21 protein-coding genes are annotated in these 24,234 nt (G+C 71.5%); 13 read left to right on the top strand and 8 right to left on the bottom strand.

What is annotated here, in order from left to right; all coding sequences use genetic code 11:
• Positions 1-121: 121 nt before the first annotated feature.
• From ACZ60M_RS22720 to ACZ60M_RS22740, 5 genes are all read right to left on the bottom strand, one after another.
• The gene (locus tag ACZ60M_RS22720) at positions 122-1,654 is read right to left on the bottom strand and encodes an FAD-dependent monooxygenase (RefSeq protein WP_465421092.1); all 1,533 of its coding nucleotides are present in this window, start codon (positions 1,652-1,654) and stop codon (positions 122-124) included.
• Between the two features lie 187 nt (positions 1,655-1,841).
• On the bottom strand, positions 1,842-2,891 hold the full coding sequence (locus ACZ60M_RS22725) for an SDR family NAD(P)-dependent oxidoreductase (protein WP_465421093.1): 1,050 nt from the start codon (positions 2,889-2,891) through the stop codon (positions 1,842-1,844).
• Positions 2,892-2,910: 19 nt separating this feature from the next.
• Complete coding sequence (locus ACZ60M_RS22730) at positions 2,911-4,194, bottom strand: hypothetical protein (RefSeq protein ID WP_465421095.1); 1,284 nt, start codon at positions 4,192-4,194, stop codon at positions 2,911-2,913.
• Positions 4,191-5,426, bottom strand: coding sequence for a sensor histidine kinase (locus ACZ60M_RS22735; RefSeq protein WP_465421097.1), 1,236 nt, complete (start codon positions 5,424-5,426; stop codon positions 4,191-4,193). Before ACZ60M_RS22735 ends, ACZ60M_RS22730 begins: the two co-directional genes overlap by 4 nt.
• Complete coding sequence (locus tag ACZ60M_RS22740) at positions 5,426-6,115, bottom strand: response regulator transcription factor (protein ID WP_465421098.1); 690 nt, start codon at positions 6,113-6,115, stop codon at positions 5,426-5,428. Before ACZ60M_RS22740 ends, ACZ60M_RS22735 begins: the two co-directional genes overlap by 1 nt.
• A 113-nt stretch (positions 6,116-6,228) precedes the next feature.
• Here ACZ60M_RS22740 and ACZ60M_RS22745 point away from each other — a divergent pair, with 113 nt between their 5' ends.
• The 5 genes from ACZ60M_RS22745 to ACZ60M_RS22765 all read left to right on the top strand — a co-directional run bounded on the left by ACZ60M_RS22745 (position 6,229) and on the right by ACZ60M_RS22765 (position 11,545).
• Positions 6,229-7,518, top strand: coding sequence for a DUF2064 domain-containing protein (locus tag ACZ60M_RS22745; RefSeq protein WP_465421100.1), 1,290 nt, complete (start codon positions 6,229-6,231; stop codon positions 7,516-7,518).
• Positions 7,519-7,526: 8 nt separating this feature from the next.
• Positions 7,527-8,309 (top strand): MTAP family purine nucleoside phosphorylase, encoded by a 783-nt coding sequence (locus tag ACZ60M_RS22750; protein WP_465421102.1) that lies wholly within the window; start codon positions 7,527-7,529, stop codon positions 8,307-8,309.
• A gap of 46 nt (positions 8,310-8,355) precedes the next feature.
• The gene (locus tag ACZ60M_RS22755) at positions 8,356-9,489 is read left to right on the top strand and encodes a trans-sulfuration enzyme family protein (protein ID WP_465421104.1); all 1,134 of its coding nucleotides are present in this window, start codon (positions 8,356-8,358) and stop codon (positions 9,487-9,489) included.
• A gap of 46 nt (positions 9,490-9,535) precedes the next feature.
• Positions 9,536-11,041: a molybdopterin-dependent oxidoreductase gene (locus tag ACZ60M_RS22760; protein ID WP_465421106.1), complete on the top strand. Its 1,506-nt coding sequence runs from the start codon at positions 9,536-9,538 to the stop codon at positions 11,039-11,041.
• A 72-nt stretch (positions 11,042-11,113) separates the two neighbouring features.
• A complete protein-coding gene (locus tag ACZ60M_RS22765) occupies positions 11,114-11,545 on the top strand; it encodes a CBS domain-containing protein (protein ID WP_465421108.1) in 432 nt (143 codons plus the stop codon).
• A gap of 32 nt (positions 11,546-11,577) precedes the next feature.
• Here the strand turns inward: ACZ60M_RS22765 and ACZ60M_RS22770 are convergent, their stop codons facing one another.
• Together ACZ60M_RS22770 and ACZ60M_RS22775 are read right to left on the bottom strand one after the other, a co-directional pair.
• Positions 11,578-12,426, bottom strand: a complete 849-nt coding sequence (locus tag ACZ60M_RS22770; RefSeq protein WP_465421110.1) for an SDR family NAD(P)-dependent oxidoreductase — start codon at positions 12,424-12,426, stop codon at positions 11,578-11,580.
• Positions 12,427-12,607: 181 nt separating this feature from the next.
• Complete coding sequence (locus tag ACZ60M_RS22775; protein ID WP_465421112.1) at positions 12,608-13,270, bottom strand: GAP family protein; 663 nt, start codon at positions 13,268-13,270, stop codon at positions 12,608-12,610.
• Positions 13,271-13,499: 229 nt separating this feature from the next.
• Here ACZ60M_RS22775 and ACZ60M_RS22780 point away from each other — a divergent pair, with 229 nt between their 5' ends.
• The 8 genes from ACZ60M_RS22780 (at position 13,500) to ACZ60M_RS22815 (ending at position 23,429) form a co-directional block, all read left to right on the top strand.
• The gene (locus ACZ60M_RS22780) at positions 13,500-14,966 is read left to right on the top strand and encodes a family 43 glycosylhydrolase (protein WP_465421114.1); all 1,467 of its coding nucleotides are present in this window, start codon (positions 13,500-13,502) and stop codon (positions 14,964-14,966) included.
• 56 nt (positions 14,967-15,022) lie between these two features.
• On the top strand, positions 15,023-16,360 hold the full coding sequence (locus ACZ60M_RS22785; protein ID WP_465421116.1) for an ABC transporter substrate-binding protein: 1,338 nt from the start codon (positions 15,023-15,025) through the stop codon (positions 16,358-16,360).
• A 64-nt stretch (positions 16,361-16,424) separates the two neighbouring features.
• Positions 16,425-17,306, top strand: a complete 882-nt coding sequence (locus ACZ60M_RS22790) for a carbohydrate ABC transporter permease (RefSeq protein WP_465421147.1) — start codon at positions 16,425-16,427, stop codon at positions 17,304-17,306.
• 50 nt (positions 17,307-17,356) lie between these two features.
• Positions 17,357-18,199, top strand: a complete 843-nt coding sequence (locus ACZ60M_RS22795) for a carbohydrate ABC transporter permease (RefSeq protein ID WP_465421148.1) — start codon at positions 17,357-17,359, stop codon at positions 18,197-18,199.
• Positions 18,196-19,212, top strand: a complete 1,017-nt coding sequence (locus tag ACZ60M_RS22800) for a LacI family DNA-binding transcriptional regulator (RefSeq protein ID WP_465421118.1) — start codon at positions 18,196-18,198, stop codon at positions 19,210-19,212. Before ACZ60M_RS22795 ends, ACZ60M_RS22800 begins: the two co-directional genes overlap by 4 nt.
• 8 nt (positions 19,213-19,220) lie before the next feature.
• The gene (locus ACZ60M_RS22805) at positions 19,221-20,630 is read left to right on the top strand and encodes a glycoside hydrolase family 32 protein (protein WP_465421120.1); all 1,410 of its coding nucleotides are present in this window, start codon (positions 19,221-19,223) and stop codon (positions 20,628-20,630) included.
• A 58-nt stretch (positions 20,631-20,688) separates the two neighbouring features.
• Positions 20,689-22,248 carry a glycoside hydrolase family 32 protein gene (locus ACZ60M_RS22810; RefSeq protein WP_465421122.1) on the top strand — a complete coding sequence of 520 codons (1,560 nt, stop codon included), beginning with the start codon at positions 20,689-20,691 and terminating at the stop codon, positions 22,246-22,248.
• Positions 22,249-22,427: 179 nt separating this feature from the next.
• The gene (locus ACZ60M_RS22815; RefSeq protein ID WP_465421124.1) at positions 22,428-23,429 is read left to right on the top strand and encodes a 2-hydroxyacid dehydrogenase; all 1,002 of its coding nucleotides are present in this window, start codon (positions 22,428-22,430) and stop codon (positions 23,427-23,429) included.
• A gap of 17 nt (positions 23,430-23,446) precedes the next feature.
• Here the strand turns inward: ACZ60M_RS22815 and ACZ60M_RS22820 are convergent, their stop codons facing one another.
• Positions 23,447-23,884 (bottom strand): universal stress protein, encoded by a 438-nt coding sequence (locus tag ACZ60M_RS22820; RefSeq protein WP_465421126.1) that lies wholly within the window; start codon positions 23,882-23,884, stop codon positions 23,447-23,449.
• Positions 23,885-24,234: the final 350 nt, after the last annotated feature.

Here is a 24,234-nt window from a genome sequence, read left to right on the forward strand (position 1 = left end):
GGGGTGGGGAACGTATCACCCCTCGCTTCGCCCCCGCGTTACAAACGAGGAACCCCCCCCCCCCCCAAAACCCCCCCCCCCCCCCCCCCCCCCCCCCCCCCCCCCCCCCCCCGTTCCCGGCTCAGGGCGCGCCGAACCAGTCGGTGAGGGCCTGCTCCAGGGACGGGACCGCCGTGTCGGTGTCCTCGTCTACCGGTGCGGCCCATGCGACATGGGCGTCGGGGCGGATCAGGAGGGCGTCGGCGGGGCGGTCGTCGGCAGTAGCGGTGACGAGGTCGACCCGGTCGTGCCATTTCGCGGCGGCCTCGCGGAGGTCGGCGCGGTCGGCCAGGTCGAGCAGGACCGGGCGTGCGGCGTGCAGGAGACCGGCGACGCTGGTCACGCCGTCAGCAGTGCGTAGTGCCAGGTCGGGGGCGAAGGCCCCGGTGAGCGGGTGGCGGTCGGCGCCGGGGACCGGGTAGCGGATGTCGGCCCCGGCGATCAAGGCGCCCATGCGGAGCAGGGCGGGCTCGTCGGCGAGGAGTTCCTGGAAGACCGCGCGGAGGGCTTCGGCGGCGGCGTCGTGCCCGCGCCTGAGCGCGACCTGCGCCTGCGTGTGCAGCATCGTGCGCTCACCGGCGAAGTGGCGTTCGGCGTGGTAGGTCTCCAGGAGGCCGTCGGGGGCCCGGCCGTGGACCTCGGCGGCGAGCTTCCAGGCGAGGTTGACCGCGTCGAGCATCCCTGCGTTGATGGCGATGCCGGTGGCGGGGAACTGGTGGGCCGCGTCGCCCGCGACCAGGATGCGCCCCTGGCGGTACCGTTCGGCCTGGCGCGCTTTGAAAGTGAACCGCGACAGGCGGCGGGGGCCGTGCACGGGCGGGCGGAACCCGAGGACGCGTTCGACGCTGTCCTGCAGTTCCTCGAGGGTCATCGGCACGTCGTCGTCGTACTCGGTGTCTTCGTCCTCGGTGGTGAAGAACGAGACGACGTCGGTGTCGGGCGAGGCGGCGAGGCCGAAGAGGCCCTGCTCGGTACGGGTGAAGCCTGCGCTGATGGTGCCGAGGCCCGGGAAGTCCACGCTGCCGTCGGGGAGCACGGTCGCTGTTTCGGGGAGGGTGACCTGGGCCAGGCGGTTGACCTCGGGGTAGGCCGTGCCGGGGAAGGGGATGCCGGCGTGTTCGCGGACGGGGCTGCGCGCGCCGTCGGCGCCGACGACGTACCGGGCGGTGAGGCGTTGCGGCCCTTCAGGACTCCGCACTTCCACAATGGCTTTGTCGTCGTCCTGGTCCACTCCGGTGACCTCGTGGCCGCGGCGGACCTCGACGCCGAGTTCGGCGACCCGCTCGTCCAGGAGCAGTTCGAGCTGCTGCTGCGGGAGCGCCAGGGCGTGCATCGGCGGGTCCTGGAGCACCGTCAGGTCCAGGTGCACGCCGCCGAACGGGAACCGGGGCGCCGGGGCGGGCCCGGTGCAGGCGGCCTCGAACCGCTCCAGGAGGCCCCGGTAGCGCAGCAGTTCCAGGATCTGGCCGCCGAGGCCGCCCGCTTTCGGGGTGTCCCGGCGCTCGGTCTTGCGCTCGAGCACCAGCGGCCGCACTCCGGCGAGACGCAGCTCCGCCGCCAGCATCAGGCCGGTCGGTCCCGCGCCGACGATGATCACGTCCCAGTCGTCGTTCATTGCTGTGCTCCAAAGTCAGTGGGTAGGGCTGCGCCCCGGTCGGGTCAAGTGTGGCGGCGGGTGCGGCGGGCGGCAATGGCGATTACCGAATGGTGCGTTCAGCCGCGTTGAACGGTGCACGTCAGGCGCGGGCGCGGCGTAGTTCGACGAGCTAGGCGACGACGAGCCGCGGGCGGGTGAGCGCCGGTCAGGCCCGGCGCAGCGGGGCTTTCGCGAACTCGCGCATGCCTTCGGCGAAGCCGACGCGGGCGCGGAAGCCGAGCGCGTCGGCGGCGAGGTCCGGGGAGGCGACGATATGGCGGACGTCCCCGAGCCGGTAGCCGCCGGTCACGACCGGCGCCGGGGCACTGTTGTCAGCACTGTCGAACGCGGCGGCGAGCGCAGCAGCCATGTCGCCCACGGTGTGCGGCTCGCCGCTGGCGATGTTGGCCGCCCCGGTCCAGTCCGAGTCGAGCGCAGCGAGGTTCGCGCGGGCGACGTCGTCGACGTGGACGAAGTCGCGGGTCTGCGCGCCGTCCTCGAAGACCCGGGGCGCCTCGCCTGATTCGAGGGCGCTGCGGAAGATGCTGGCGACGCCGGCGTACGGGGTGTCGCGGGGCATGTGGGGGCCGTACACGTTGTGGTAGCGCAGCGCGCAGACGGGCGCGCCGGTCTCGCGGCCGTACAGGAACGCGAGGTGCTCGGTGTGGACTTTGGTGGCGGCGTAGACGTTCCGGGGGTCGAGCGGGGCGTCCTCGGTGACCGGGGCCCAGGCCAGGCCGGTGCCGCACGCGGGGCAGCGGGGGTCGAACCGGCCCGCGTCGAGGTCGGCGGCGGTGCGGGGCGCGGCGCGGACGTCGCCGTGGTCGGGGCAGCGGTAGCGGCCCTCGCCGTAGACGACCATGGACGAGGCGACGACGAGGCGGCCGGTGAAAGACTGGCGCCAGAGCGCCCGCAGCAGGTTCGCGGTGCCCGTGTCGTTGTCCGCGACATAGGCGGTCACGTCGTCGAAGTCGACGCCGAGGCCGACGCGCGCGGCCTGGTGGCAGACCGCGTCCGCGCCTTCGACCGCGCGGCGGACCGCGTCCTCGTCGGCGAGGTCCCCGACGATGAGCTCCACGCTGTCGGGCAGGTTCGCTGGCGGTTCGACATGCGCCGCAAGGGAGTCGAGGACAACGACCTCGTCGCCCCGGTCGATCAGCCTGCGGCAGACCGCGGAGCCGATGAACCCGGCGCCGCCGGTGACGAGTACCCGCATAAGGCTGCCTTTCTCTGGGTCACCACTGCACGCGCAGTGCGGCGGCGAGGACGACGGCGACGGCGAGCTGGAGCGCCAGCCACGCCCGGGGGCGGGCCAGGGCGGCGCCCGCCAGGAGCACGAGGGGGACGAACGGCTGCCAGATCCGCTCCACTTCGGACGAGGACATGCCCGAGACATCGGCGATGGCTACGGCCGCGAGGCACGAGCCGACGACGATCCACATGCGGCGGTTGCGTAGCCGGGCGAGGGCAACGGCGATTGCCGGGCCGAGCGCGAGCGCGAACACCGCGAGGTTCGCGAGCAGGAAGTACCAGTACCCGCGGAGCGAGGCGACCCCCGCGTAGTAGCGCACGCGCGTGGCCCGGAGGCCGTCGAGCCACCAGTACCCCCACAGCAGCGGGGCGAGGACGACGGCCGCGGCGAGGGCCCCGCCGCCCACGAGCACGCCCCAGCGTCGGCGCCAGACCGCAACGGCCACAACGGGAAGCGCCAGCAGCGCGGCCGAGAACGAGAGCATGAGCGCGGCCCCCGCGACCAGGCCGCCCGCCACGGTCAATGCCGCCGAACGGGCGCCGGTCCGGTTCGTGGCCAGGACGAGGCACGCGACGGCGGTGAGCGTGACGCCGCCGAAGATCATGTCGGCGTTGTTCTGCCAGAACGCGGCGGGCGCGAGCGCCAGGAACGGGGCGGCCCGCCGCGCCAGCCGCTCCCCCGCGACGTCCCGACCGATCTGGAGCGCGGCGGCGATCGCGGCCGCCACCGCGAGCTTGACGACGGTGTTCTGGAACCAGAGGCCTTCGAGGCCGATCCGGGCTGCGGCCCAGAAGAACAGGACCAGCCCGGGCGGGTGCGACTGGAGGTGCACCGAGTACGCCCCGGCGAGCTGCTGCTCGATATAGCCCGCGAGGAACGGCCCCGCTCCCCCGGCGTCGTCGACGAGGTGGACGTGGCCCGCGTAGTGGCCGTCGAGGTCCGCCCAGGTCCAAGGGTGGGAGTGCGCGAAGCCCAGGGCGATGCTGAACGCGGTGCCCGCGAGCGCGGTGACGGCGGCGGCGTACCGCCAGCGCAGCCGCGCGCACGCGACAGGCAGTGCGGCGATGATCAACGTGCCCAACGCGATCGGCGCGAGCAGCGAGGCGTCGAGGTGCCACTCCCAGGTGCCGTACAGGGGCATGGCACCCAGTTCGAGGTTCCCTTCGGTGTTCGCGAGTTTGACCTGCCCGAGGAGCCAGGCCCCGGCCAGGAGCAGCGCCCACGCGGCGAGGGCGGCGGCGCCGAGTGCCGCGCGGCGGGCCGTCACCGGCGGGCTCCGGCGGGCAGCCGGACGGTGAAGCGGCAGCCCCGGTCGGTGTTGGCGCAAGTCACGGCGCCCGCGTGGGCTTCGATGAGGCCGCGGCTGATCGCGAGGCCGAGGCCGCCGCCGCGTTCGTCCCGGCGGCGGGCCTCGTCGCCGCGGAACGCGATGTCGAACACGCGCGGCAGGTCGGCCTCGGGGATGCCGCCGCATTCGTCCTGGATGGACAGTACGGCGGCGTCGCGGTCGAATGCGGCCTCGACGAGGACCGTGCCGCCCGCCGGGGTGTGGCGGATCGCGTTGTCGAGCAGGTTGGCGATGGCGCGGCAGCATTCGCGGGCCGAGACGTCGACCGGCGGGAGCGCATTGAGCCTTTCGATCACGTTGACGCCCTTGAGTTCGGCGGCGGCGCAGGCCCCGGCGAGGGAGTCGGCGACGGCCTCGCGCAGGTCGACCTGCTCGCGTCCCAGCTGGAGCGTGCCGCTGTTGATGCGGGAGAGCTCGAAGAGGTCGTCGACGAGCGCGGTGAGCCGCTCGGCGTCGGTGCGGATCTGGGCGTGGTAGCGCTTGACGGCGGCGTCGTCCTCGACCACGCGGTCGTCGAGGGCCTCGGCCATCGCGCGGATCGTCGCGATCGGGGCGCGCAGGTCGTGGGAGACCCAGGCGATGAGCTCCCGCCGGGACGCTTCGAGGGCGCGTTCGCGCCGCTGCGACTCGTCGAGGCGGCGGGAGACGTCGGCGAGCTCCCCCGCGAGGGCGGCGAGTTCACCGGGGCCGGTGACGGACGGGGCGAGCTCGGCGGCGATGCGGCCGTCGCTGCCGACCATGGTGCGGGCGTACGCGCCCACCTGCTCGGCGCCCGCGCCGATGTCGTCGCCGAGCTGCCACGCGGCCCCGAACGCGACGCCGGAGGCGACGATGAGGACCACGAAGAGCAGCACCAGGTCGTGGTAGGAGATGAACATCGCCAGTGCCGCCGTGACCACGCCGGACGCGGCGACCAGGACCGAGGAGAGCGCGACGGTCATGGTCTGGACGCGGGCGCCGCGCCCGCGCAGCCGCCGCAGGACCGCGCCGCCGATGGCCCCGGCGATCGCCGAAGCGGCCGCCGCGACAGCGACGAGCACGGCGATGTCGCGCGGCGGGAAGTCAAAGGCGAACGCCAGCGCGGTGGCGGCGGCGAGCGCCACGGCGAGGATCAGGAGCGAGCCCGCCCGCCGGTTCGCCAAGCGGCGCATCAGGGCTCCCACCGGTAGCCGACGCCGCGCACGGTCGTGAGGTGGCGGGGCGCGGAGGCGTCGTCCTCGATCTTCTCGCGCAGGCGCCGCACGTGGACGGTGACGGTGGAGGTGTCGCCGATGCTCCAGCCCCACACGGTCTCCAGCAGCTCCTCGCGGCGGAAGGCCCGCCCGGGGTTGGTCAGGAAGCACACCAGCAGGTCGTACTCCTTCGCCGTGAGGTCGAGCGGTGCGCCGCCCCGGCTGACGCGGTGTGCGGCGGTGTCGACGGCGACGCCGCCGCCTTGGAGGACCGGGGCGGGCAGGGCCTGGGACGCGGTGCGGCGCAGGACGGCCCGGACGCGGGCGGCGAGCTCGCCGGGCGAGAACGGCTTCGTCACGTAGTCGTCGGCGCCGAGGTCGAGGCCGGTGATGCGGTCGTTCTCCTCGCCGCGCGCGGTCAGCATGACCACCGGGATCGCGGTGGCCTCGCGGAGCCTGCGGCACACTTCGAAGCCGTCCATGCCCGGCATCATCAGGTCGAGGACGACGAGGTCAGGCAAGGTGGAGAGGGCGCGTTCGAGGCCCGTGGCGCCGTCGGCGGCGTAGTCGACCTCGTAGCCGTCGCGGCGGAGGTAGCGCGCGACGACCTCCGCGAGCGCGGGGTCGTCGTCGACGACCAGCACGCGCGGGTCGGGGTCGGAGTCCATGCGACTACGATGCCCGATCACTGCCGCCCGCGTCATCCGACCGGCCGAGACTTTCGCGAACCGTAAGGATCGGTGCGGCCCCGGGCGCCTTCCGGATCAGTAGCATCGGCCGCATGCAGCGGACGCATCTCCTCGTCGTGGCGAAGGCCCCGGTCCCGGGCCGGTCGAAGACGCGGCTCTCGCCGCCGTTGACCACTGTGGAGGCGGCGTTGCTCGCTGAGGCGGCGCTCGCGGACACCCTGGAGGCAGTGGCGGCGTGCGGCGCCGACCAGCTGCTTCTGGCCCTCGACGGCGAACCGGGGCCGTGGCTCCCGCCCGGATTCGAGGTGTTCCCGCAGGTCGAAGGCACGTTCAACGAGCGGCTCGCGGCGGCTTGGGCGCACGCGGGCGGCCCAGGGCTCCAGATCGGCATGGACACGCCGCAGGTGACCCCGGACCTGCTCGACGCCGCACTCGCGGTCATTGCGGACGGCGCCGAAGCGGCCCTCGGCATGGCCGAGGACGGCGGCTGGTGGGCGCTCGGTCTGGCCCGCCCGCACCCTGAGGCGTTCACGGGCGTGCCGATGAGCAGGCCCGACACCGGGAGTCTCCAGAAGCGCCGCTTGGAAGCGCTCGGCCTCGCCGTCGCCGACCTGCCGGTGCTGCGCGACCTCGACGACGCTCAGGATGCCCGTGCCATCGCCGAACTCGCGCCCGGCACCCGCACTGCCGCGCTCGTCCGCGACCTGCTCCCGGAGGTCGACGTGGTCCTGCCGGTCCTCAACGAACGCGACGCGATCCCGTGGGTGCTCGAACGGATGCCCAAGGGGTACCGGCCGATCGTGGTGGACAACGGCTCCGACGACGGCTCCGCGGCGGTCGCCGCCGCCCTCGGCGCCTTCGTGGTGATCGAGTCGCACCGGGGCTTCGGCGCGGCCTGCCACGCCGGGCTCACCGCCGCGACCGCACCGGTCGTGGCCTTCATGGACTGCGACGCTTCCCTCGACCCGGCCGACCTCCCCGCCGTGTGCGCGCCGGTCCTCGCGGGCGACGCCGACCTGGTCCTGGGCGCGAGGGACGCGGACAAGGGGGCGATGCCCTTCCATGGGCGCCTTGCGAACCGGTACCTCGCACGGCAGGTCCGGCGCACCTGCGGCGCACACGTCACCGATATCGGTCCCATGCGCGCGGCCCGCCGCGAACGGCTCCTCGCGCTCGGCACCGCCGACCGGCGCTCGGGCTGGCCCCTGGAGATGGTGCTGCGCGCCGGGCTCGGCGGCTGGCGGATCGCGGAGCTGCCCGTGGGCTACCGGCCCAGGATCGGCAGGAGCAAGGTCACCGGCACCGTCGGCGGCACGCTCCGCGCCGTCAAGGACATGCGCGCGCAACTGGCGCGGGCCCGTGCGGCCGCGCGAACACGATGAGGAGACCCATGCACGACCTTCCCCGCGCCGACGTCGGCGTCTTCGGCGGCTCCGGCTTCTACACCCTTGCGGCGCAAGCGGAGACCCTCGACATCGCGACCGACTGGGGGCGGCCTTCGGACGCGGTGCACCTCACCGAGCTGCAGGGGCGGCGCGTCGCGTTCCTGCCCCGGCACGGCACCGGCCACCGCCTCCCGCCGCACCGCGTCAACTACCGGGCGAATGTGGACGCCATGCGGCAGCTGGGCGTCAAGGCCCTCGTCTCGCCGTTCGCGGCCGGATCGCTGCGGCCCGAGATCCGCCCCGGCGACTTCGTCGTCTGCGACCAGGTCGTGGACCGCACGTGGGGGCGCGAGTCCACGTTCCACGACGAGTTCACCGACGGCCCCGTGCACGTCCCGTTCGCCGAGCCGTACGACGCGCGGCTGCGCCGGATCGTCCTCGACGCGGCCGCCGAGGTCGGCGTGAGGGCGCACGACGGCGGCACGGTCGTCGTCGTCAACGGCCCCAGGTTCTCCAGCCGCGCCGAGTCGCGATGGCACCGCGAGTGCGGCTGGGACGTCGTGAACATGACCCAGTGCCCCGAAGCGCCCCTGGCGATGGAGGCGGGCCTGCCGTTCGTCGGGATCGCGCTGGTCACCGACTACGACGCCGGGCTCGCCGAGGACCCCGACGTCGAACCGGTGAGCCAGGAGGCGGTCTTCGCGGTGTTCGAGGCGAACCTCCACAAGGTCCGGGCGCTGCTTGATGCGGCAATACCGGAGCTCGGCGCCGACGTAAGCGAAACGTAAGGTCAAACCGTGGATTCCGGGGCGGCCGCCGCCGTAGCCTCGCCTGATGAGCGACAAGCGAACCCGGTTCGAGACGCTCGCCGTGCACGGCGGCGAGCCCCGCCCCGGCCCGAACGGCTCAGTGGTCGCGCCGGTCTTCCAGAGCACGGTCTTCGAAGCCGACCCGGCGGGCGAGGCCCCGTACATCCGGTTGGGCACCAACCCGACCCAGGCCCACCTGCACCGCAGGCTCGCCGCTTTGGAAAGCGCGGAAGCGGCCGTCGCGTCCGCCTCCGGGATGGGCGCGATCACCGCAGCGCTCCACAGTGCCCTCGGCACGGGCGACCACCTCATCGCGGCCGGCGAGTTCCACGGCGGTGTGCGCCGGTTCCTCGACGAGCACGCCGCCCGCCTCGGCTGGACCTGGGACCTGGTCGACCCCGGCGACCCGGACGCCTGGCGGCGGTCCCTCCGGCCCGCCACGCGGGCGCTGCTCACCGAGACGATCACCAACCCGCTCGTCCAGGTCGGCGACCTGGTCGGCGCCGCCGGGTTCGCCCGCGAGCACGACCTCGTGTCCATCATCGACAACACACTCGCGACGCCCGTGGTCTTCCGCCCGCACACGGTCGGCTTCGACCTGGTGTGCCACTCCGCGACCAAGGCCCTCAACGGCCACTCGGACATCGCCGCCGGAGCGGTGACCGGCTCGCGCGAACGGATCAATCGCGTCGCGTCGGTCCTCGGCTCCTACGGCGCGAGCCTCGACCCGCACGCCGCGTTCCTCCTCGCACGCGGCCTCAAAACGCTCGCGCTACGCGTACGCAGGGCGAACGACAACGCGCAAGCGGTCGCCGAACTCCTCGCCGGGCACGACGCGGTCGCGGCCGTGCGCTACCCGGGCCTGCCGGACCACCCCGACCACGAGCGGGCGGCGGCGCTCTTCGACGGTTTCGGCTCGGTCGTCACGTTCGTCCCCTCCGGCGGCGCGGCCGCGGCCTACCGCATCGTCAAAGGCCTCCGGCTGCCGTACGCCGCGCCGAGCCTCGGCGGCGTCGAATCGCTCGTGACCAGGCTTTCCGTGCCTGAATCGGCGCACGGCATCGCGGGCGAGGCCGTCCGGTTCTCGGCTGGCATCGAGGCCCCCGAAGACCTCGTCGAGGACTTCGCGCAGGCGCTCGCTTTGTTTAGCGGAACGTAAGCACCGACGCCGGACATCCAGGCGCTGAGCGGTTCAGAATAGAAGCGTGGACAACTCGCAGCACGCATCGCCGCGTACCTGGGGCATCGCGGGGCTCCTCGCGACCCTCGCCGGGCTCGCCGTCGGCCATCTCGCCGCGGCCCTCACCGCGCCGCGCTCGGCGCCGCTGTCGGCGCTGAGCGACACCGTCGTCGCCATCGTGCCGCTCGAGATCGCGCACTGGTTCATCGACCTGGTCGGCACCCTCGACAAGCCACTGCTCGTGATCGGTCTCGCCATCGGCGTCGCGGTCCTCGGCGGCGGCATCGGCAGGCTGTGGCAGACCAGGCCCTGGCCCGCGCGCGCCGCCGTCATCGCGTTCGCCGCGGTCGGCGCCATCGCGGCCGTCACCCGGCCCGGCCTCGGCGCGGCCGCCGCGATCCCCTCGATCCTCGCCGGGGCCGTGGTCCTGCTGGCCCTCCAATGGTGGGCCGCACGCGATGCCAAGCGCACGGTAACGGGCAGGCGCGGCTTCCTCGCCGCCGTCGGCGGCGTCGCCGCGGCCGCACTCGGGGCGTCCTGGTGGGCGAACCGGATCGGCCCGGCCGCGATCGAAGCCGACCGCGACCAGCTCGTCCTCCCCGAACCCGACGCGCCCGCCGTCGAACCCGGCCCGGTCGCCGACTTCGAGACCGAGGGCCTCTCGACCTACATCACGCCGAACAGCGACTTCTACCGTATCGACACCGCCATCACCGTCCCGCGGATCGACGTCGACGACTGGTCGCTCCGCGTGCACGGCATGGTCGACACCGAGCGGACCTACACGATGGACGACCTCCTCGGCCGCGAGCTCATCGAACGCGACATCACCCTGTGCTGCGTCTCCAACCAGGTCGGCGGCGACCTCGTCGGCAACGCCCGATGGCTCGGCGTCTCCCTCGCCGCGCTCCTCGCCGAAGCCGGAGTCGACCCCGCCGCCGACCAGCTGGTCTCCCGCTCCTCCGACGGCTGGACCGCCGGATCCCCCACCGACCTCGTCTTCGACGGCCGCGACGCCATGATCGCCGTCGGCATGAACGGCCAACCCCTCCCGGTCGACCACGGCTGGCCCGCCCGCCTCGTCATCCCCGGCCTCTACGGGTACGTCTCGGCCACCAAGTGGCTCACCGAACTCGAACTCACCACTTTCGACGCCTACGACGCGTACTGGATCACCCGCGGCTGGTCCACACCGAAACCCATCAAGACCCAGTCCCGCATCGACACGCCCCGTTCGAAAGCCAACGCGGGCACCGTCGTCGTAGCCGGGGTCGCGTGGGCCCAGCACCGCGGCATCAGCGCCGTCGACCTCAAGATCGACGACGGCGACTGGCAGCCGTGCGAACTCTCCGACGTCGCCACCGGCGACACCTGGCGGCAGTGGCTCTTCGAATGGAACGCCCCGGACGGCGAGCACACCCTCACCGTCCGGGCCACCGACGGCGACGGCGCCGTCCAGACCAGCGAAGTCCACGGCGTCATCCCCGACGGCGCCACCGGCCTCCACAGCGTCACCGTCACCGTCTCCTGATTTGCGGGTGTTCTTCCAGGCTGTGCGGCGGTATGCTCGAAAGCTACTCACTGTACGAACAGGAGGGCCTCTGTGCGCATTAGTGATATTTTGCGATCGAAAGGCGCTGCCGTCGTCACCATCCGGCCCGACGACTCGGTCCGCTCGCTGGTGGCCAAGCTCGCCGAGCACAACGTGGGCGCGCTCGTCGTCAGCGACGACGGCGCCACGGTCGCCGGGATCGTCTCCGAACGCGACGTCGCCAGGGGCCTGCATGCGCGGCCCGATCTCTTGGACGCGCCCGTCTCGCTGGTCATGACCGCGAACGTGCACACCAGGATCGTTCACGACTCCATAGAGGACCTGATGGTGCTCATGACCGAGGAGCGCATCCGCCACGTCCCCGTCGTCTCCGACGGCGGCGTCCTCGTCGGCATCGTCAGCATCGGCGACGTGGTGAAGAACCGCATCGGCCAGCTCGAATTCGAGAAGCAGCAGCTCGAGGGCTACATCGCCGGAACCTGACCTGTGGCGGCCGGGACCGGGCCGAGCGCGTTTCACTCCGGGACGGTCAGGTCGCCTTGGGCCTCGAGCGAGAGCTCCTGCCAGTCGGCCCAGTGCTGCAGCCGGTCGGCGTACACCTTCTGGAGCAGCGGGTAGAAGCCCAGGCCCCACAGGACCCGCAGCGGCGGCGTCTCAAGGTCGACCAGCTTGAGCAGGGCCTGCGCCGACGCGGCCGGGTCGCCCGCGGGCTGGCCCTTGACCGCCTCGGCGAGCTTGGCCCGAAGCGGCACGTAGGCCGGGTGCGCGGTCGCCATGTGGCCGTTGTCGAGCGGGTCGGGGTTCTTGCCCTTCCGGGTCGCGAACCCGCCGGGCTCCACAATGGTCACCTTGATCCCGAAGCCGGCGACCTCCGCCGCCAGCGCCTCGTTCAACCCCTCCAGGGCCCACTTCGACGCGTGGTAGGCAGCGCCGAGGGGCATCGCGACGAGGCCGGCCGCCGACGAGAGCTGGATGATGTGGCCCGACCCCTGCTCGCGCAGGTACGGGAGGACCGCCTGGACGACCCAGACGGCGCCGAACAGGTTGGTCTCCATCTGGTCCCGCAGGTCCGCTTCGGTCAGTTCCTCGACGGCGCCGATCTGGGCGTACCCGGCGTTGTTCACGACCACGTCGATCCGGCCGAAGTGCGCGACGGCCGCAGCGACCGCGTCGGCGACCGCGGCCTTGTCGGTGACGTCCATCGCGAGCGGCAGGACCGCGTCGCCGTACTTGTCGACCAGGTCGCCGAAGCCCTCGATGCCGCGGGCGGTGGCGGCGACCCTGTCGCCGCGGCCCAGGGCCGCTGCGACGAATTCGCGACCGAGACCGCGCGACGAACCGGTGATGAACCAGACCTTGTTCATGGCTTCTTCCTTTGCGTGCTGTCGTTTGCGGCGCGCTGCCGCGGGTTCGCAAGTTGAACCGGACGGGGGCGCGATTGCTGACAGCACTCGGCTGTGAAGGCCGACACAGTCGGTCAGGCGCGTGGGCCTTGTATACGACTGTCACTGCCACTGCGGTGGTGGTCGGTGCGGTCCGGCCGGTTCAGCCGGTCCACAGGAGCAGGACGGCGAGGCTCGCGGCGGCCCCCGCGAAGCAGGCCGCGGCGGTTTTCGGGCTCGGCGCGGCGGTCCCGGTGTGCCCGCCGAGCATCGACTGGAGTTGCTCACGCAGTTCCTCGTTGAACGCCAGGCCCGCAGCGAGTATCAGTGCGGACGGCAGGGCGTAGACGAGGGTGTAGCCGACGAGGACGGCGACGGCGGCCGGGGCCGCTATGTCGGCGTCGATGAGGCGTTCGACGGCGAGGACCACCGGGAACGCGTTCGGGAGGTCGCCGATGGTGGCGAGCACCCCGAACGGCAGTGCGCTCCAGGCGTTCACCCACGGCGGCAGCGTGTAGCCCTTGCGTTCGCGGGGCCGCAGCCTGCGCACGCCCATGACTGCCAGTGCGACGGCGAGTCCGATGAACAGTGCGCGGCGCAGCCACAGTGTGAAGTCTTCGACGGCCGAGTCGGCGATCGACAGGCCGAAGTAGAGGGCCACGGCGATGGCCAGGAAGGACGCGGCCGCGCCGAGCATGAACGCCCAGCCGGTCGGGGCCGGGCGCTTCGCGCCGAGCAGGATCACGATGACGATCCAGATGGTGGCGGCGTTGACCGAGTCGAGCAGCGCCAGGCCCGTCAGGCCCCACAGCAGCCCGCCGGTCACGGGGCGCCGTTCCCGGCGCCGACTTCATTGCGGCCCATGCATTCCCTTCCGAGGTGCGGCTCGGCCGCAGGTCGAGGGCGGCCCGCGCCGCCCGTGGGCACAGTACCCTCCCGCGCGCAGGTTAAGAAATTAACCTTGGTTAACCGCTTGACCACTGCCGGAAACCCGAAATACAGTCCTGCGTAACCGATTAACCAACTGGTATCGGTACGACTGTGGAGAGGCGACGATGAGCCGACGCGGGTTCTACCGGCCGGAAGGCGCTTGGGTGGGAGATGTCATCCCCTGGCAGGAAGACGGCGTCTTCCACCTCTTTTATCTGTACGAGTCGCGCCGCACGCCGAAGGACGGCATGCCCTGGCACCGCGTCCTCACCGAGAACCTGGTGGACTTCCGCGAGACCGGGCCGGCGATCGCGTCCGGCGGGCCCGAGGCCGCCGACTTCAACATCTACACCGGCAGCATCGTGCTCGACGCCGACGGCGTCCACCACGCCTTCTACACCGGCCACAACCCCGAGCGCCTCGGCAGCGACGGCAAGGCGCCGCAGCTGGTGCTGCACGCGACGAGCCGCGACGGCATGGCGACCTGGCAGCGCCGCCCCGAGGACACGTTCGGGGCCACCGCGGGCTATGAGAGCAACGACTGGCGCGACCCGTTCGTCTTCTGGGACGGCGAGGCACGGCTGTGGCGGATGCTCATCACCGCACGGCACACGGACGGGCCCGCCCGGCGCCGCGGCGTGATCGCGCAGTGCACCTCCCGCGACCTCCAGACCTGGGAACCCGCGGCGCCGTTCTGGGACCCGCGCCGCTACATCGCGCACGAATGCCCCGAGGTGTTCCAGTGGGGCGAGTGGTGGTACCTCGTCTACTCCGAGTTCAGTGACGCCTTCACCACGCGCTACCGCATGAGCCGCAGCCTCCACGGCCCCTGGATCACGCCCGAGCACGACACGCTCGACGGCCGCGCGTTCTACGCCGCGAAATCGGCCGAGCGCGACGGACGCCGCCTCTTCTTCGGCTGGATCGCCTCCCGTGAAGGCTCACGGGACGACGGCGCCTGGCAGTGGGCCGGGACGATGTCCGTGCTCGAAGCCGAGCAGCGCCCCGACGGCACGCTCGCGTTCCACCCCGCCGAGGAACTGCGCCGCACCTTCGCCGATGGGGCGGATGCCATCGTCCCCGGCACAGTGCTCCGCGCGCCCGACGGGTACGCGGACGTGCTCGCCGATACCGAAGCGCCCGAGTCGTTCCGGCTCGTCGCGAAGTTCGACATCGGTGCGCGCACCACCGAATGCGGCGTCCTGCTGCGCGCCAGCGCGGACGGCGACGAAGGCTACGCGCTGCGGCTCGAACCGAAGCGCGGGCGGCTCGTGTTCGACCGCTGGCCGCGCCGCACCACCGGCGGCGAGCAGTGGCAGATCTCCGGCGACGTGCCCTTCCACGTGGAACTCGAACGCCCCGTCCCGCTCGGCCCCGGCGAGCACGAACTCGAAGTCGTCGTCGACGGCGACCTGTGCGTCGCCACCGTGGACGACTCGGTCGTCCTCAGCACCCGCCTCTACGACCGCCCGACCGGCCGCCTCGGCGCGTTCGTCGGCGAAGGCGAGGCCGTCGTGACCGCGTTCGCGGTTCACACCCGCGTCGAAGCGCCTGCGCCCCAAGCGGATGCGCTGCTCGCCGCCGCGAACTGAACCATGCCCAGCCCAGCCCACCGAGCCCTGCTCATCAGATCAATGGAGATTCGACCATGAAGACGCCCAACCGGGCAGCGGCAAGCCTCGCCGCCGCCGCTGCCGCACTCCTCGTCCTCGCCAGCTGCTCCGGCACGACCGGCGGCGCCGACCCCGCCGACGTGAACCCTGAAGGGGAGATCGTCGCCCGCGAGATCTCCTGGCTGCTCTCGCGGCCCGCCGACGGCGGGGTGATCACCGCGATGCAGCAGATCGCCGACGAGTACGCCGCCGAGCACCCCGGGTTCGCGCTCAACCTCATCACCACCCCCGACCGGCCCTCGTACATCCAGAAGTACGAGACGCTGGCGGCCGCGAACCAGCTGCCCGAGCTGTTCGACACCGACGCGACCCCGTTCGCGCAGAAGCTCGCCGAGTCCGGCCGCATGATGGACGTGGACCTATTGCTCGAGGACCTCGGCCTCGCCGAGGAGTACCGCGATGCGGCCCTGAACTACCAGCGCTTCGACGACGGCTCGCTCTACATGGTGCCGTTCGAGTTCCAGCTGGAGTTCTTCTGGTACAACACGGCGCTCCTGGAGCAGGCCGGGGTCGGCGTCCCCTCCAGCCTCGACGACTTCCCCGCGATGTGCGAGGCGCTGCGCGCCGAAGGCGTCACGCCGATCGCCCTCGACGGGCAGGACCAGTGGCCGCTGGAGCGGTACATGGCCTACTACCCGTTCCGCATGGCGGGCCCGGAGTACATCCAGGACCTCAAGAACGGCGAGGCCTCGTTCAGCGACCCGGCGGGCCGCGCGGCCGTCGAATGGCTCTACTCGCTAGGGCAGGCTGGCTGCTTCCAGGAGGGGTTCTCCTCCACGGGATATGCGGACGCGCAGGCGCTCTTCACCTCCGGCGACGCCGCCGTCTACAACATCGGCACCTGGGAGCTCGGCAACCTCGCGACCGAGGCGCTCGACCCCGCCGTGCGCGACTCGGTCGACTACTTCACGCTGCCGACGATCGAAGGCGCCGTCACCGCCGACAACGAGTACGTGACGCCCTCGGGCATCGGCATGGCCGTGAACGCCAAGACCTACGACCCGCTCGTGCGCGACTTCCTCGCGTTCGCGCTCGAACGCTACCCCGAGCTGTACGCCGCTACCGGGGCCCTTTCCCCCACCACCAGCGCCGCGACCACGGTTCCCGCCGACGCGACCGAGCTGTACCCGCGTGCGGTGGAGCAGTCGGACGGCGTGGGCGTCTCCATCGCGATGCCGTGGGACACGCAGCTCGACCCGGCCACCAACACCCGGCTCCAGCAGGAGCTGACCCTGCTCGTCCAGGGCGACACCACCCCTGACGAGTTCATCGTGACCATGGACGCGGCCCTCATGGAGAACCTCGATGGCTGACCTCGCACAGGCCGGGACGGGCGCCGCGCGCCCGCCCCGGCGGGGGCGGCCCGCACCGAAGTCGATGCTGCCGCGCCGCTCCGCGCTCTCCGTCGCGGTGTTCCTCGTCCCGCCGCTGCTGCTCTACGGCGCGGCCGTGCTGCTGCCGATCCTGCAGTCGCTCTTCCTGAGCCTCTTCAGCTGGGACGGCATCACCGACATGGAGTTCGTCGGCCTCGACAACTACGCCAAGATGCTCACCCGCGACGACGTCTTCTGGACGGCGTTCGCCAACGCGCTCGGCTACCTCGCGATCTGCCTCGTGCTCCAGCTCGGGGGCGCGCTCGCCGTCGCCGGGCTCCTCACGGCGCTCCCGCGAGTACGCGAACTCGTGCGGACCCTGTACCTGCTGCCCGCCATCATCTCCACGGTCGCCATCGCGTTCCTGTTCCAGCGGATCTACTCGATCGAACCGGTGGGCCTGCTCAACCAGGGCCTCGCCTGGGTCGGCCTCGACGGCCTCCAGACCGCGTGGCTCTCCAACGTGGACACCGTGCTCGCGGCCGTGTCGGCCCCCGAAGGCTGGCGCTTCACCGGGCTCTACATGCTCATCGTGTACGCCGCGCTCATCGCGGTGCCCAAAGAGCTCGAAGAGGCCGCGCGGCTCGACGGCGCGACCTGGTGGCAGACGTTCTGGCGCATCCGCTTCCCGTACATCCATCCGGTGTGGATCACCACCACGGTGATGGCCACGACGTTCGCCCTGCGCGGCTTCGACATCCCGTACCTACTCACCGGCGGCGGCCCCGGCCAGTCCTCGGAGCTCCTGACCACCTACATGTACAAGACCGCGTTCGTCCACACCGACTACGGGTACGCCAGCGCGATCGCCGTGTTCATCGTCGTCGAGTGCCTGGTCGCGGTCGGCCTCATCTTCCTGCTGCTCCGTCGAAGGGACGAATCGTGACCACGGCCTTGCGAACCCGGCCAACGGAAACCGCGGCCCCGGCCCCGGCGGTGAGGCGCTCGCCGCGCCTGCGCGCGCAGCGGTTCCTGCTGACCGCGACGATCGTGCTCATCGTGATCGCCCAGGTCTACCCGCTCGCGTGGCTGCTGCTGACGAGCTTCCGCACCGCCTCGGACTTCGCGGGCGGCAACCCGTTCGCACTGCCCAGCGAGTACACACTGGACAACTACGCGCGGGCGTTCGACGCGGGCGACCTCGGGTTGAACATCGTCAACAGCCTCATCGTGACGCTCGGCGCGAGTGCACTGATCGTCATCGCCGGCATGATGGGCGCGTACGCGCTCCAGGTGCTCGGCTTCCGGGGCAGCGGCGCCGTCCGGGCGCTGTTCCTGCTCGGCGTCATCGTCCCGGTGCAGATCGCATTGGTGCCCTTGTTCATCGACTACTCGCGAGTGGGCCTGCTCGACACGCACCTGTCGATGATCGTGCCGCTGGCGGCGTTCTCGCTGCCGATGGCCGTGTACCTGTTCTCGTCGTTCTACGAGTACATCCCGCGCGAGATGTACGAGGCGGCGTCGCTCGACGGCGCGGGCCCGTACCGGATCTTCACGCGGATCACCTTCCCGCTCTCGGTGAACACGATCATCACCGTGGTGCTCGTCAACAGCATCTTCATCTGGAACGACTTCATCTTCGCGAACACGTTCGTGCTCTCGGACGGGCTCAAGACCATCCCGCTCGGCCTCCAGAACTACATCGGGGCGATGGGCAACACCGACTGGACCGCGACGTTCGCGGCCGTGTGCGTCACGGTGACGCCGCTGCTCCTGGTATTCCTCGTCCTGAACAAGGCCATGATCAACGGGATCGAGAGCGGAGCGACCAAGGGATGAGCACCCCAGAGCAGAAGAGCAGCGCGAACGTGACCATGCGCGACGTCGCGAAAGCCGCCGGAGTCTCGGTCGCGACGGTCTCGCACGTCGTGAACGACAAGCCCGGCGCGCGGATCGGCGACGACGCCCGGCAGCGGGTGCTGGAGGCGGTCGCCGCACTCGGGTACCGGCCGAACGCGCTGGCGAGCACGCTGTCGCGGGGGAAGTCGCGGTTCATCGGGCTGGTCGCGGACGCGATCGCGACGACGCCGTTCGCGGGCCAGATCATCCACGGCGCGCAGGACGAGGCGTGGAAGCACGGGTACGTGCTGCTGGTCGCCAACACCGAAGGCCATGCGGCCGTAGAGAACGACGCGATCGCGATGATGCTGGAGCAGCGGGTGCGCGGCATCCTCTACTCGACCTGGTACCACCGCGAGATCGCCGTTCCCGAAGTGCTGCACCAGACCGACACGGTGCTCGTGGACTGCTATGCGGAGGGCAGCGGCCTGGCGGCCGTGGTGCCGGATGAGGAGCAGGGCGGGCGTACGGCCACTGAGGAGCTGCTCTCCGCCGGTCACCGCCGGATCGCGTTCATCAACACGACCACGCCGTCCCCGGCGCGGACCGGGCGCCTCGCCGGGTACCGCGCGGCCCTCGAAGCGGCGGGCGTCGCCTTCGACGAGGCGCTGGTGTTCCCGGCCGCGCCGGAGCAGGAGGGCGGGTACGCCGCCACACCTGAGGTTTTGGCCTCCAAGGCGACTGCCGTGTTCTGCCACAACGACCGGGTGGCGATGGGCCTCTACGACGGCCTGCGCGAGCGGGGGCTGCGCATCCCCGAGGACATCGCGGTCATGGGCTTCGACAACCAGGACGTCATCGCCGCGCACCTGCGCCCGCCGCTGTCCACTGTGGCGCTCCCGCATTACGAGCTGGGTGCGGCCGGGGTGCGGCTGCTGCTCGGCATCGACCCGTCCGACGCCGCCCGGCCGCAGCGCGTCACCTGCCCGCCGGTCCTGCGGCACTCGATCTAGGAGACCCCGTGCACGAGCCGAACCGCGCCGTTCCCAGGCCCGCGTTCCACTTCACGCCCCAGAGCAACTGGATGAACGACCCCAACGGCCTCGTCCACCATGCAGGGCTGTGGCACCTGTACTTCCAGTACAACCCCGAAGGCCCCGACTGGGGCAACATGAGCTGGGGCCACGCGACCAGCACCGACCTGGCGCACTGGACCGAGCATCCGGTGGCGTTGCGCTACAGCGAGAAGGAGCAGATCTTCTCGGGGTCCGCCGTCGCTACTGAGAACGGCCTCACCGCCTATTACACGAGCGTGGGCAGCGACGGACGCCAGGCGCAGTCGCGGGCGGTCAGCCGCGACGGCGGGTTCACCTGGGAGCCCGACCCGGGCAACCCGGTGCTCGACCGGGGCTCGAAGGCGTTCCGGGACCCGAAGATCATCCGCTTCGACGGTGAGTGGATCATGCTCGCCGTCGAGGCCGACGACCGCCAGGTGCTCTGCTACGCCTCGGACGACCTGCGCGCCTGGGAGTTCCGCAGCGCGTTCGGCCCGATCGGGGAGGCGGGCGTCGTGTGGGAATGCCCCGACCTCGTGCCGCTCGCGCTCGACGGGGACCCGGACGACGTGCGGTGGGTGCTGCTGCTGAGCACGAACCCCGTCGGCGACGACCCCGCGGGCTCGTCGATGCACTACGTGGTCGGCCGCTTCGACGGGGTCGCCTTCGTTCCCGATGCGCCGCAGCTCAAGCGGCTCGACCACGGCCGCGACTACTACGCCGCCGTCACGTTCGACAGCGCACCGGACGGCGAGCCGGTCACGGTCGGCTGGATGGGCAACTGGCGCTACGCGGGCGACTTCCCCTCCGCCCCTTGGCGGGGCGCGATGTCGCTGCCGCGCCGCCTGTCGCTGCGGACCATCGGCGGCGAACCGAGCCTCGTGCAGGAGCCGCCGGAGTTCGTGCGCGCGCACCTCGCGCGCTTCAGTCCACAAGTGGCAGCCGGAGTCGTACCGCCGATCGAGCTCAGCGGCCACTCCCTCATGGAGCTCAAGTGGCATCCGGCGACCACCGGTGACCTGCGGATCACGTTGCGCGGCAGTGCAGACGCCTACGTCTGCATCGTGCACGACCTCTCCGCAGGAGTCCTGCGGATCACGCGCGGCGGCCCGGCTGCAGAAGCCGTCCACCCGGACTTCCCGTCCACGAGCACCCTGCCACTGCCAGGCACAGCCCCGGCGCGGCTGCTGCTGAGCCTCGACGGGCCGCTGCTCGAAGTGTTCGCGGGCGACGGCGAAGCGACCGCCTCGAACCTCGTCGTCCTCGGCCCCGGCCCGGTCACCGCGAGCATCGACTCGCACGGCCCGCTCACCGTGACCACGGCCGAAGTGCCTGTGCCGGAAGCAGACACGGCGCCGACCCTCGTCGGCGCCTGAACACCTCATCCACGGCGGGTGCACGAGGCACCCGCCGCATCCCGGAAGGAACCGTGCAATGACGCATCACCTCTCCCGACGCCGCGCCCTCCAAGGCGCCGGAGCGGGCGCGCTCGCCCTGTTCATGGGCACCGCCGCACCCGAAGCCGCGCAGGCGCAGGCCTCGCAGCGGGCGGTCTACCACATGACCCCGCCCACCGGCTGGCTCTGCGACCCGCAGCGGCCCGTCACCACGAACGGCGCCTACCAGCTGTACTACCTGCACTCCGACGTCAACAACGGCGACGGCGGCTGGGACCACGCGACCACCGCCGACGGCGTCGACTTCACCCACCACGGCAACGTGATGCCGATCCAGAACACCGTCCCGGTCTGGTCCGGCTCCGCGGTCGTCGACACCGCGAACACCGCGGGCTTCGGCGCCGGGGCCGTCATCGCCCTCGCCACGCGCCCCACCGACTACGTGCGCAAATACCAGGAGCAGTACCTCTACTACTCCACCGACGGCGGCTTCAACTTCACGATGCTGCCGAACCCCGTCATCGTGAACACCGACGGGCGCACCGCGACGACCCCGGAGGAGATCGCCAACGCCGAATGGTTCCGCGACCCGAAGGTCCACTGGGACACCGCACGCGGCGAATGGGTCTGCGTCATCGGCCGGATGCGCTACGCCTCGTTCTACACCTCGCAGAACCTGCGCGACTGGACCTGGCGCAGCAACTTCGACTACCCGAACCACGACCTCGGCGGCATCGAATGCCCCGACCTGTTCGAGATGACCGCGGGCGACGGCACCCGCCACTGGGTGTTCGCAGCGAGCATGGACGCCTACGGCATCGGCCTGCCGATGACCTACGCCTACTGGACGGGCGCGTGGAACGGCACCGCGTTCACCGCCGACACCCTCGAGCCGCAATGGCTCGACTGGGGCTGGGACTGGTACGCGGCCGTCACCTGGCCTTCGATCGACGCGCCCGAGACCAAGCGCCTCGCGATCGCCTGGATGAACAACTGGAAGTACGCCAACCGCAGCGTCCCGACCGACGCCACTGACGGCTACAACGGGCAGAACTCGATCGTCCGCGAACTCCGCCTCGAACGCCAGTCCGGCGGCTGGTACTCCCTGCTGAGCAGCCCGGTCGCGGCCCTCGCCAACTACGTCACCGCCACGACGACCCTGCCGAACCAGACCATCAACGGCAGCGCGGTCCTGCCCTGGAGCGGGCGCGCCTACGAACTCGAACTCGACATCGCCTGGGACGCAGCGGCGAACGTCGGCGTCTCCGTCGGCCGCTCCGCGGACGGCAGCCGCCACACCAACATCGGCAAGTACGGCGCCGAGCTCTACGTCGACCGCGGCCCCTCGGACCTCGCCGGCTACGCCCTCGCGCCCTACACCCGCGCGGCCGCCCCGATCGACGCGGCCGCCCGCACCGTCCACCTCAGGATCTTCGTCGACAAGCAGAGCGTCGAAGTGTTCGTCAACGCCGGACACACCACGGTCTCCCAGCAGGTGCACTTCGCCGACGGCGACACCGGCATCTCCCTGTACACCGACGGCGGCCCGGCCACCTTCAGCAACATCCGCATCCGCGAGTTCGCCAACCCGATCTAGCCGCGCTCCCGGGCGCCTGGCCCCTGCATCCGGGTCCAGGCGCCCGTCCAAGACGGCCTCGCTGGTCAAAGCGGCTAGGGGGAGCCGAAAAGCCTCCTCGTGAGCCGCGAGGCGCTGTTACCGTCGAATGGTGGAGGGCGTCCTGCCCGCATCGAGCCCGCCGGGAATGGAGGTCCACGATGCGCGCGGCCGTATTCAGCACGAAACCCTATGACGAGGCGTCACTGCGCCGAGCGAACCGCGCAGGAGACCACGAGCTGCTGTTCCTGGAACCCCGCCTCGCACCTGAGACCGCGCTGCTTGCACACGGCTGCGCGGCGGTGTGCGTCTTCGTCAACGACGATCTCGGTCCCGAGACGCTCACAGCATTGGCCGCGCGCGGGGTGCGGTTCGCAGCGCTGCGGTCGACCGGGTTCAACCATGTCGACCTGCGAGCGGCGGCTGCGCTCGGCATCTCGGTCGCCCGGGTCCCGAACTACTCCCCGTACGCGGTCGCCGAGCACTGCACGGCGCTGATCCTCGCGTTGAACCGGAAGATCCACCGCGCCTACAACCGGGTGCGCGAGCACAACTTCTCGTTGAACGGGCTGCTCGGTTTCGACCTGCACGGCCGCACGGTGGGCGTGGTCGGGACCGGCAAGGTCGGGACGTGCTTCGTCCGGATCATGGCCGGGTTCGGCTGCCGGGTGCTCGCGAACGACCCGTACCCGAGCGAGGCGGCGCGGTCCGCCGGGGCCGAATACACCGCGCTGGAGGAGCTGCTGGCGGCGTCGGACATCGTCTCGCTGCACTGCCCGCTCACGCCCGAGACCTTCCACCTGATCGACCGCGAGAAGATCGCGCTCATGCGCCCGGGCGCGATGCTGGTGAACACCAGCCGCGGGGCCGTGGTGGACACGGCCGCGGTCATCGAGGGCCTCAAGAGCGGCCGGATCGGGCACCTCGGGCTCGACGTGTACGAGGAAGAGGCCGAACTGTTCTTCGAGGACCTCTCCGAGGAGCTGATCGGGGACGACGTGTTCGACCGGCTCAACTCGTTCCCGAACGTGCTCGTCACGGGGCACCAGGCGTTCTTCACCGCCGAGGCGGTCGAGGCGATCGCGGAGACGACGATCGCGAACCTCACTGGGTTCGAGTTCGGCGGCACCGGGCTCCATCCGGTGGCGCTCAGCCGGGGCTGAGCTTGCGGGAGCGGTTGTCAGTGACCGTCGCGGAACACCACGACCGGGCAGGCCGCGCGTTGGACGCAGTCCTGGCTCACCGATCCGAGGAGCGAGCCGGTCAACCCGCCGCGTCCGCGGCTGCCGACTACCAGCAGTTCAGCGTCCTCAGAGAGGTCGACCAGCACCCTGTCCGGATGCCCTTCAACGAGGAGCCGCTCCACCCGCACGCCCGGCACCACGGCCTCGGCCCGCTCCACGGCGGCGTCCAGCAGCGCTTGCTCGGTTTCGGCGAACTCGTCCCCGGCCAGCATCGTCACCGCCTCAGCGTGCAGCGGCGGCAACTGCCAGGCGTGTACCGCCGTGACCTTCGCTCCGGTCACCGCAGCCAGCCGCAGCGCCCACTCCAGCGCCCGCTGCGACGAAGCCGAGCCGTCTACGCCGACGATCATGCCGCCCCGCCGTGGATCATCCACTTCCGCCCCCTCGCTGTGCGATCACGACACCATCGGGCGTCGTCGCTCCTCCTCAGCATGCGAGCAGTTGCGGCACAGCGACGCGCTTTCCCTCGATCGCTCCCGGAAACCGCTGACATTCGCGGTGGACAGCGCGACGATCGCTGCTGTCAGATCGCGGGCTCCTGGCCCTCGGCCCGCTCGTTCGCGGGGGGCCGGGCCTGGTCGGGGATGGCGGGGGCTCGGGTGCAGTCGCAGGTGCCGTCCGCGTGGGCGGCGAGGGAGTGGGCGTCGCGCCAGAGGTGCTTCTCGAGTTCGACGCGGGAGGAGGTGCGGCGGAACGACCGCAGAACGCCTGCGTCGCCAGCAGC

This window comes from Glycomyces sp. NPDC050141, from assembly GCF_055586545.1.

Coding starts and splice junctions, on each gene's coding strand:
- ACZ60M_RS22800 (WP_465421118.1), top strand. CDS start 18,196: ATGAGCACCCCAGAGCAGAAGAGCAGCGCGAACGTGACCATGCGCGAC.
- ACZ60M_RS22740 (WP_465421098.1), bottom strand. CDS start 6,115: ATGGACTCCGACCCCGACCCGCGCGTGCTGGTCGTCGACGACGACCCC.
- ACZ60M_RS22725 (WP_465421093.1), bottom strand. CDS start 2,891: ATGCGGGTACTCGTCACCGGCGGCGCCGGGTTCATCGGCTCCGCGGTC.
- ACZ60M_RS22750 (WP_465421102.1), top strand. CDS start 7,527: ATGCACGACCTTCCCCGCGCCGACGTCGGCGTCTTCGGCGGCTCCGGC.
- ACZ60M_RS22745 (WP_465421100.1), top strand. CDS start 6,229: ATGCAGCGGACGCATCTCCTCGTCGTGGCGAAGGCCCCGGTCCCGGGC.
- ACZ60M_RS22720 (WP_465421092.1), bottom strand. CDS start 1,654: ATGAACGACGACTGGGACGTGATCATCGTCGGCGCGGGACCGACCGGC.
- ACZ60M_RS22785 (WP_465421116.1), top strand. CDS start 15,023: ATGAAGACGCCCAACCGGGCAGCGGCAAGCCTCGCCGCCGCCGCTGCC.
- ACZ60M_RS22815 (WP_465421124.1), top strand. CDS start 22,428: ATGCGCGCGGCCGTATTCAGCACGAAACCCTATGACGAGGCGTCACTG.
- ACZ60M_RS22780 (WP_465421114.1), top strand. CDS start 13,500: ATGAGCCGACGCGGGTTCTACCGGCCGGAAGGCGCTTGGGTGGGAGAT.
- ACZ60M_RS22755 (WP_465421104.1), top strand. CDS start 8,356: ATGAGCGACAAGCGAACCCGGTTCGAGACGCTCGCCGTGCACGGCGGC.
- ACZ60M_RS22770 (WP_465421110.1), bottom strand. CDS start 12,426: ATGAACAAGGTCTGGTTCATCACCGGTTCGTCGCGCGGTCTCGGTCGC.
- ACZ60M_RS22810 (WP_465421122.1), top strand. CDS start 20,689: ATGACGCATCACCTCTCCCGACGCCGCGCCCTCCAAGGCGCCGGAGCG.
- ACZ60M_RS22735 (WP_465421097.1), bottom strand. CDS start 5,426: ATGCGCCGCTTGGCGAACCGGCGGGCGGGCTCGCTCCTGATCCTCGCC.
- ACZ60M_RS22790 (WP_465421147.1), top strand. CDS start 16,425: ATGCTGCCGCGCCGCTCCGCGCTCTCCGTCGCGGTGTTCCTCGTCCCG.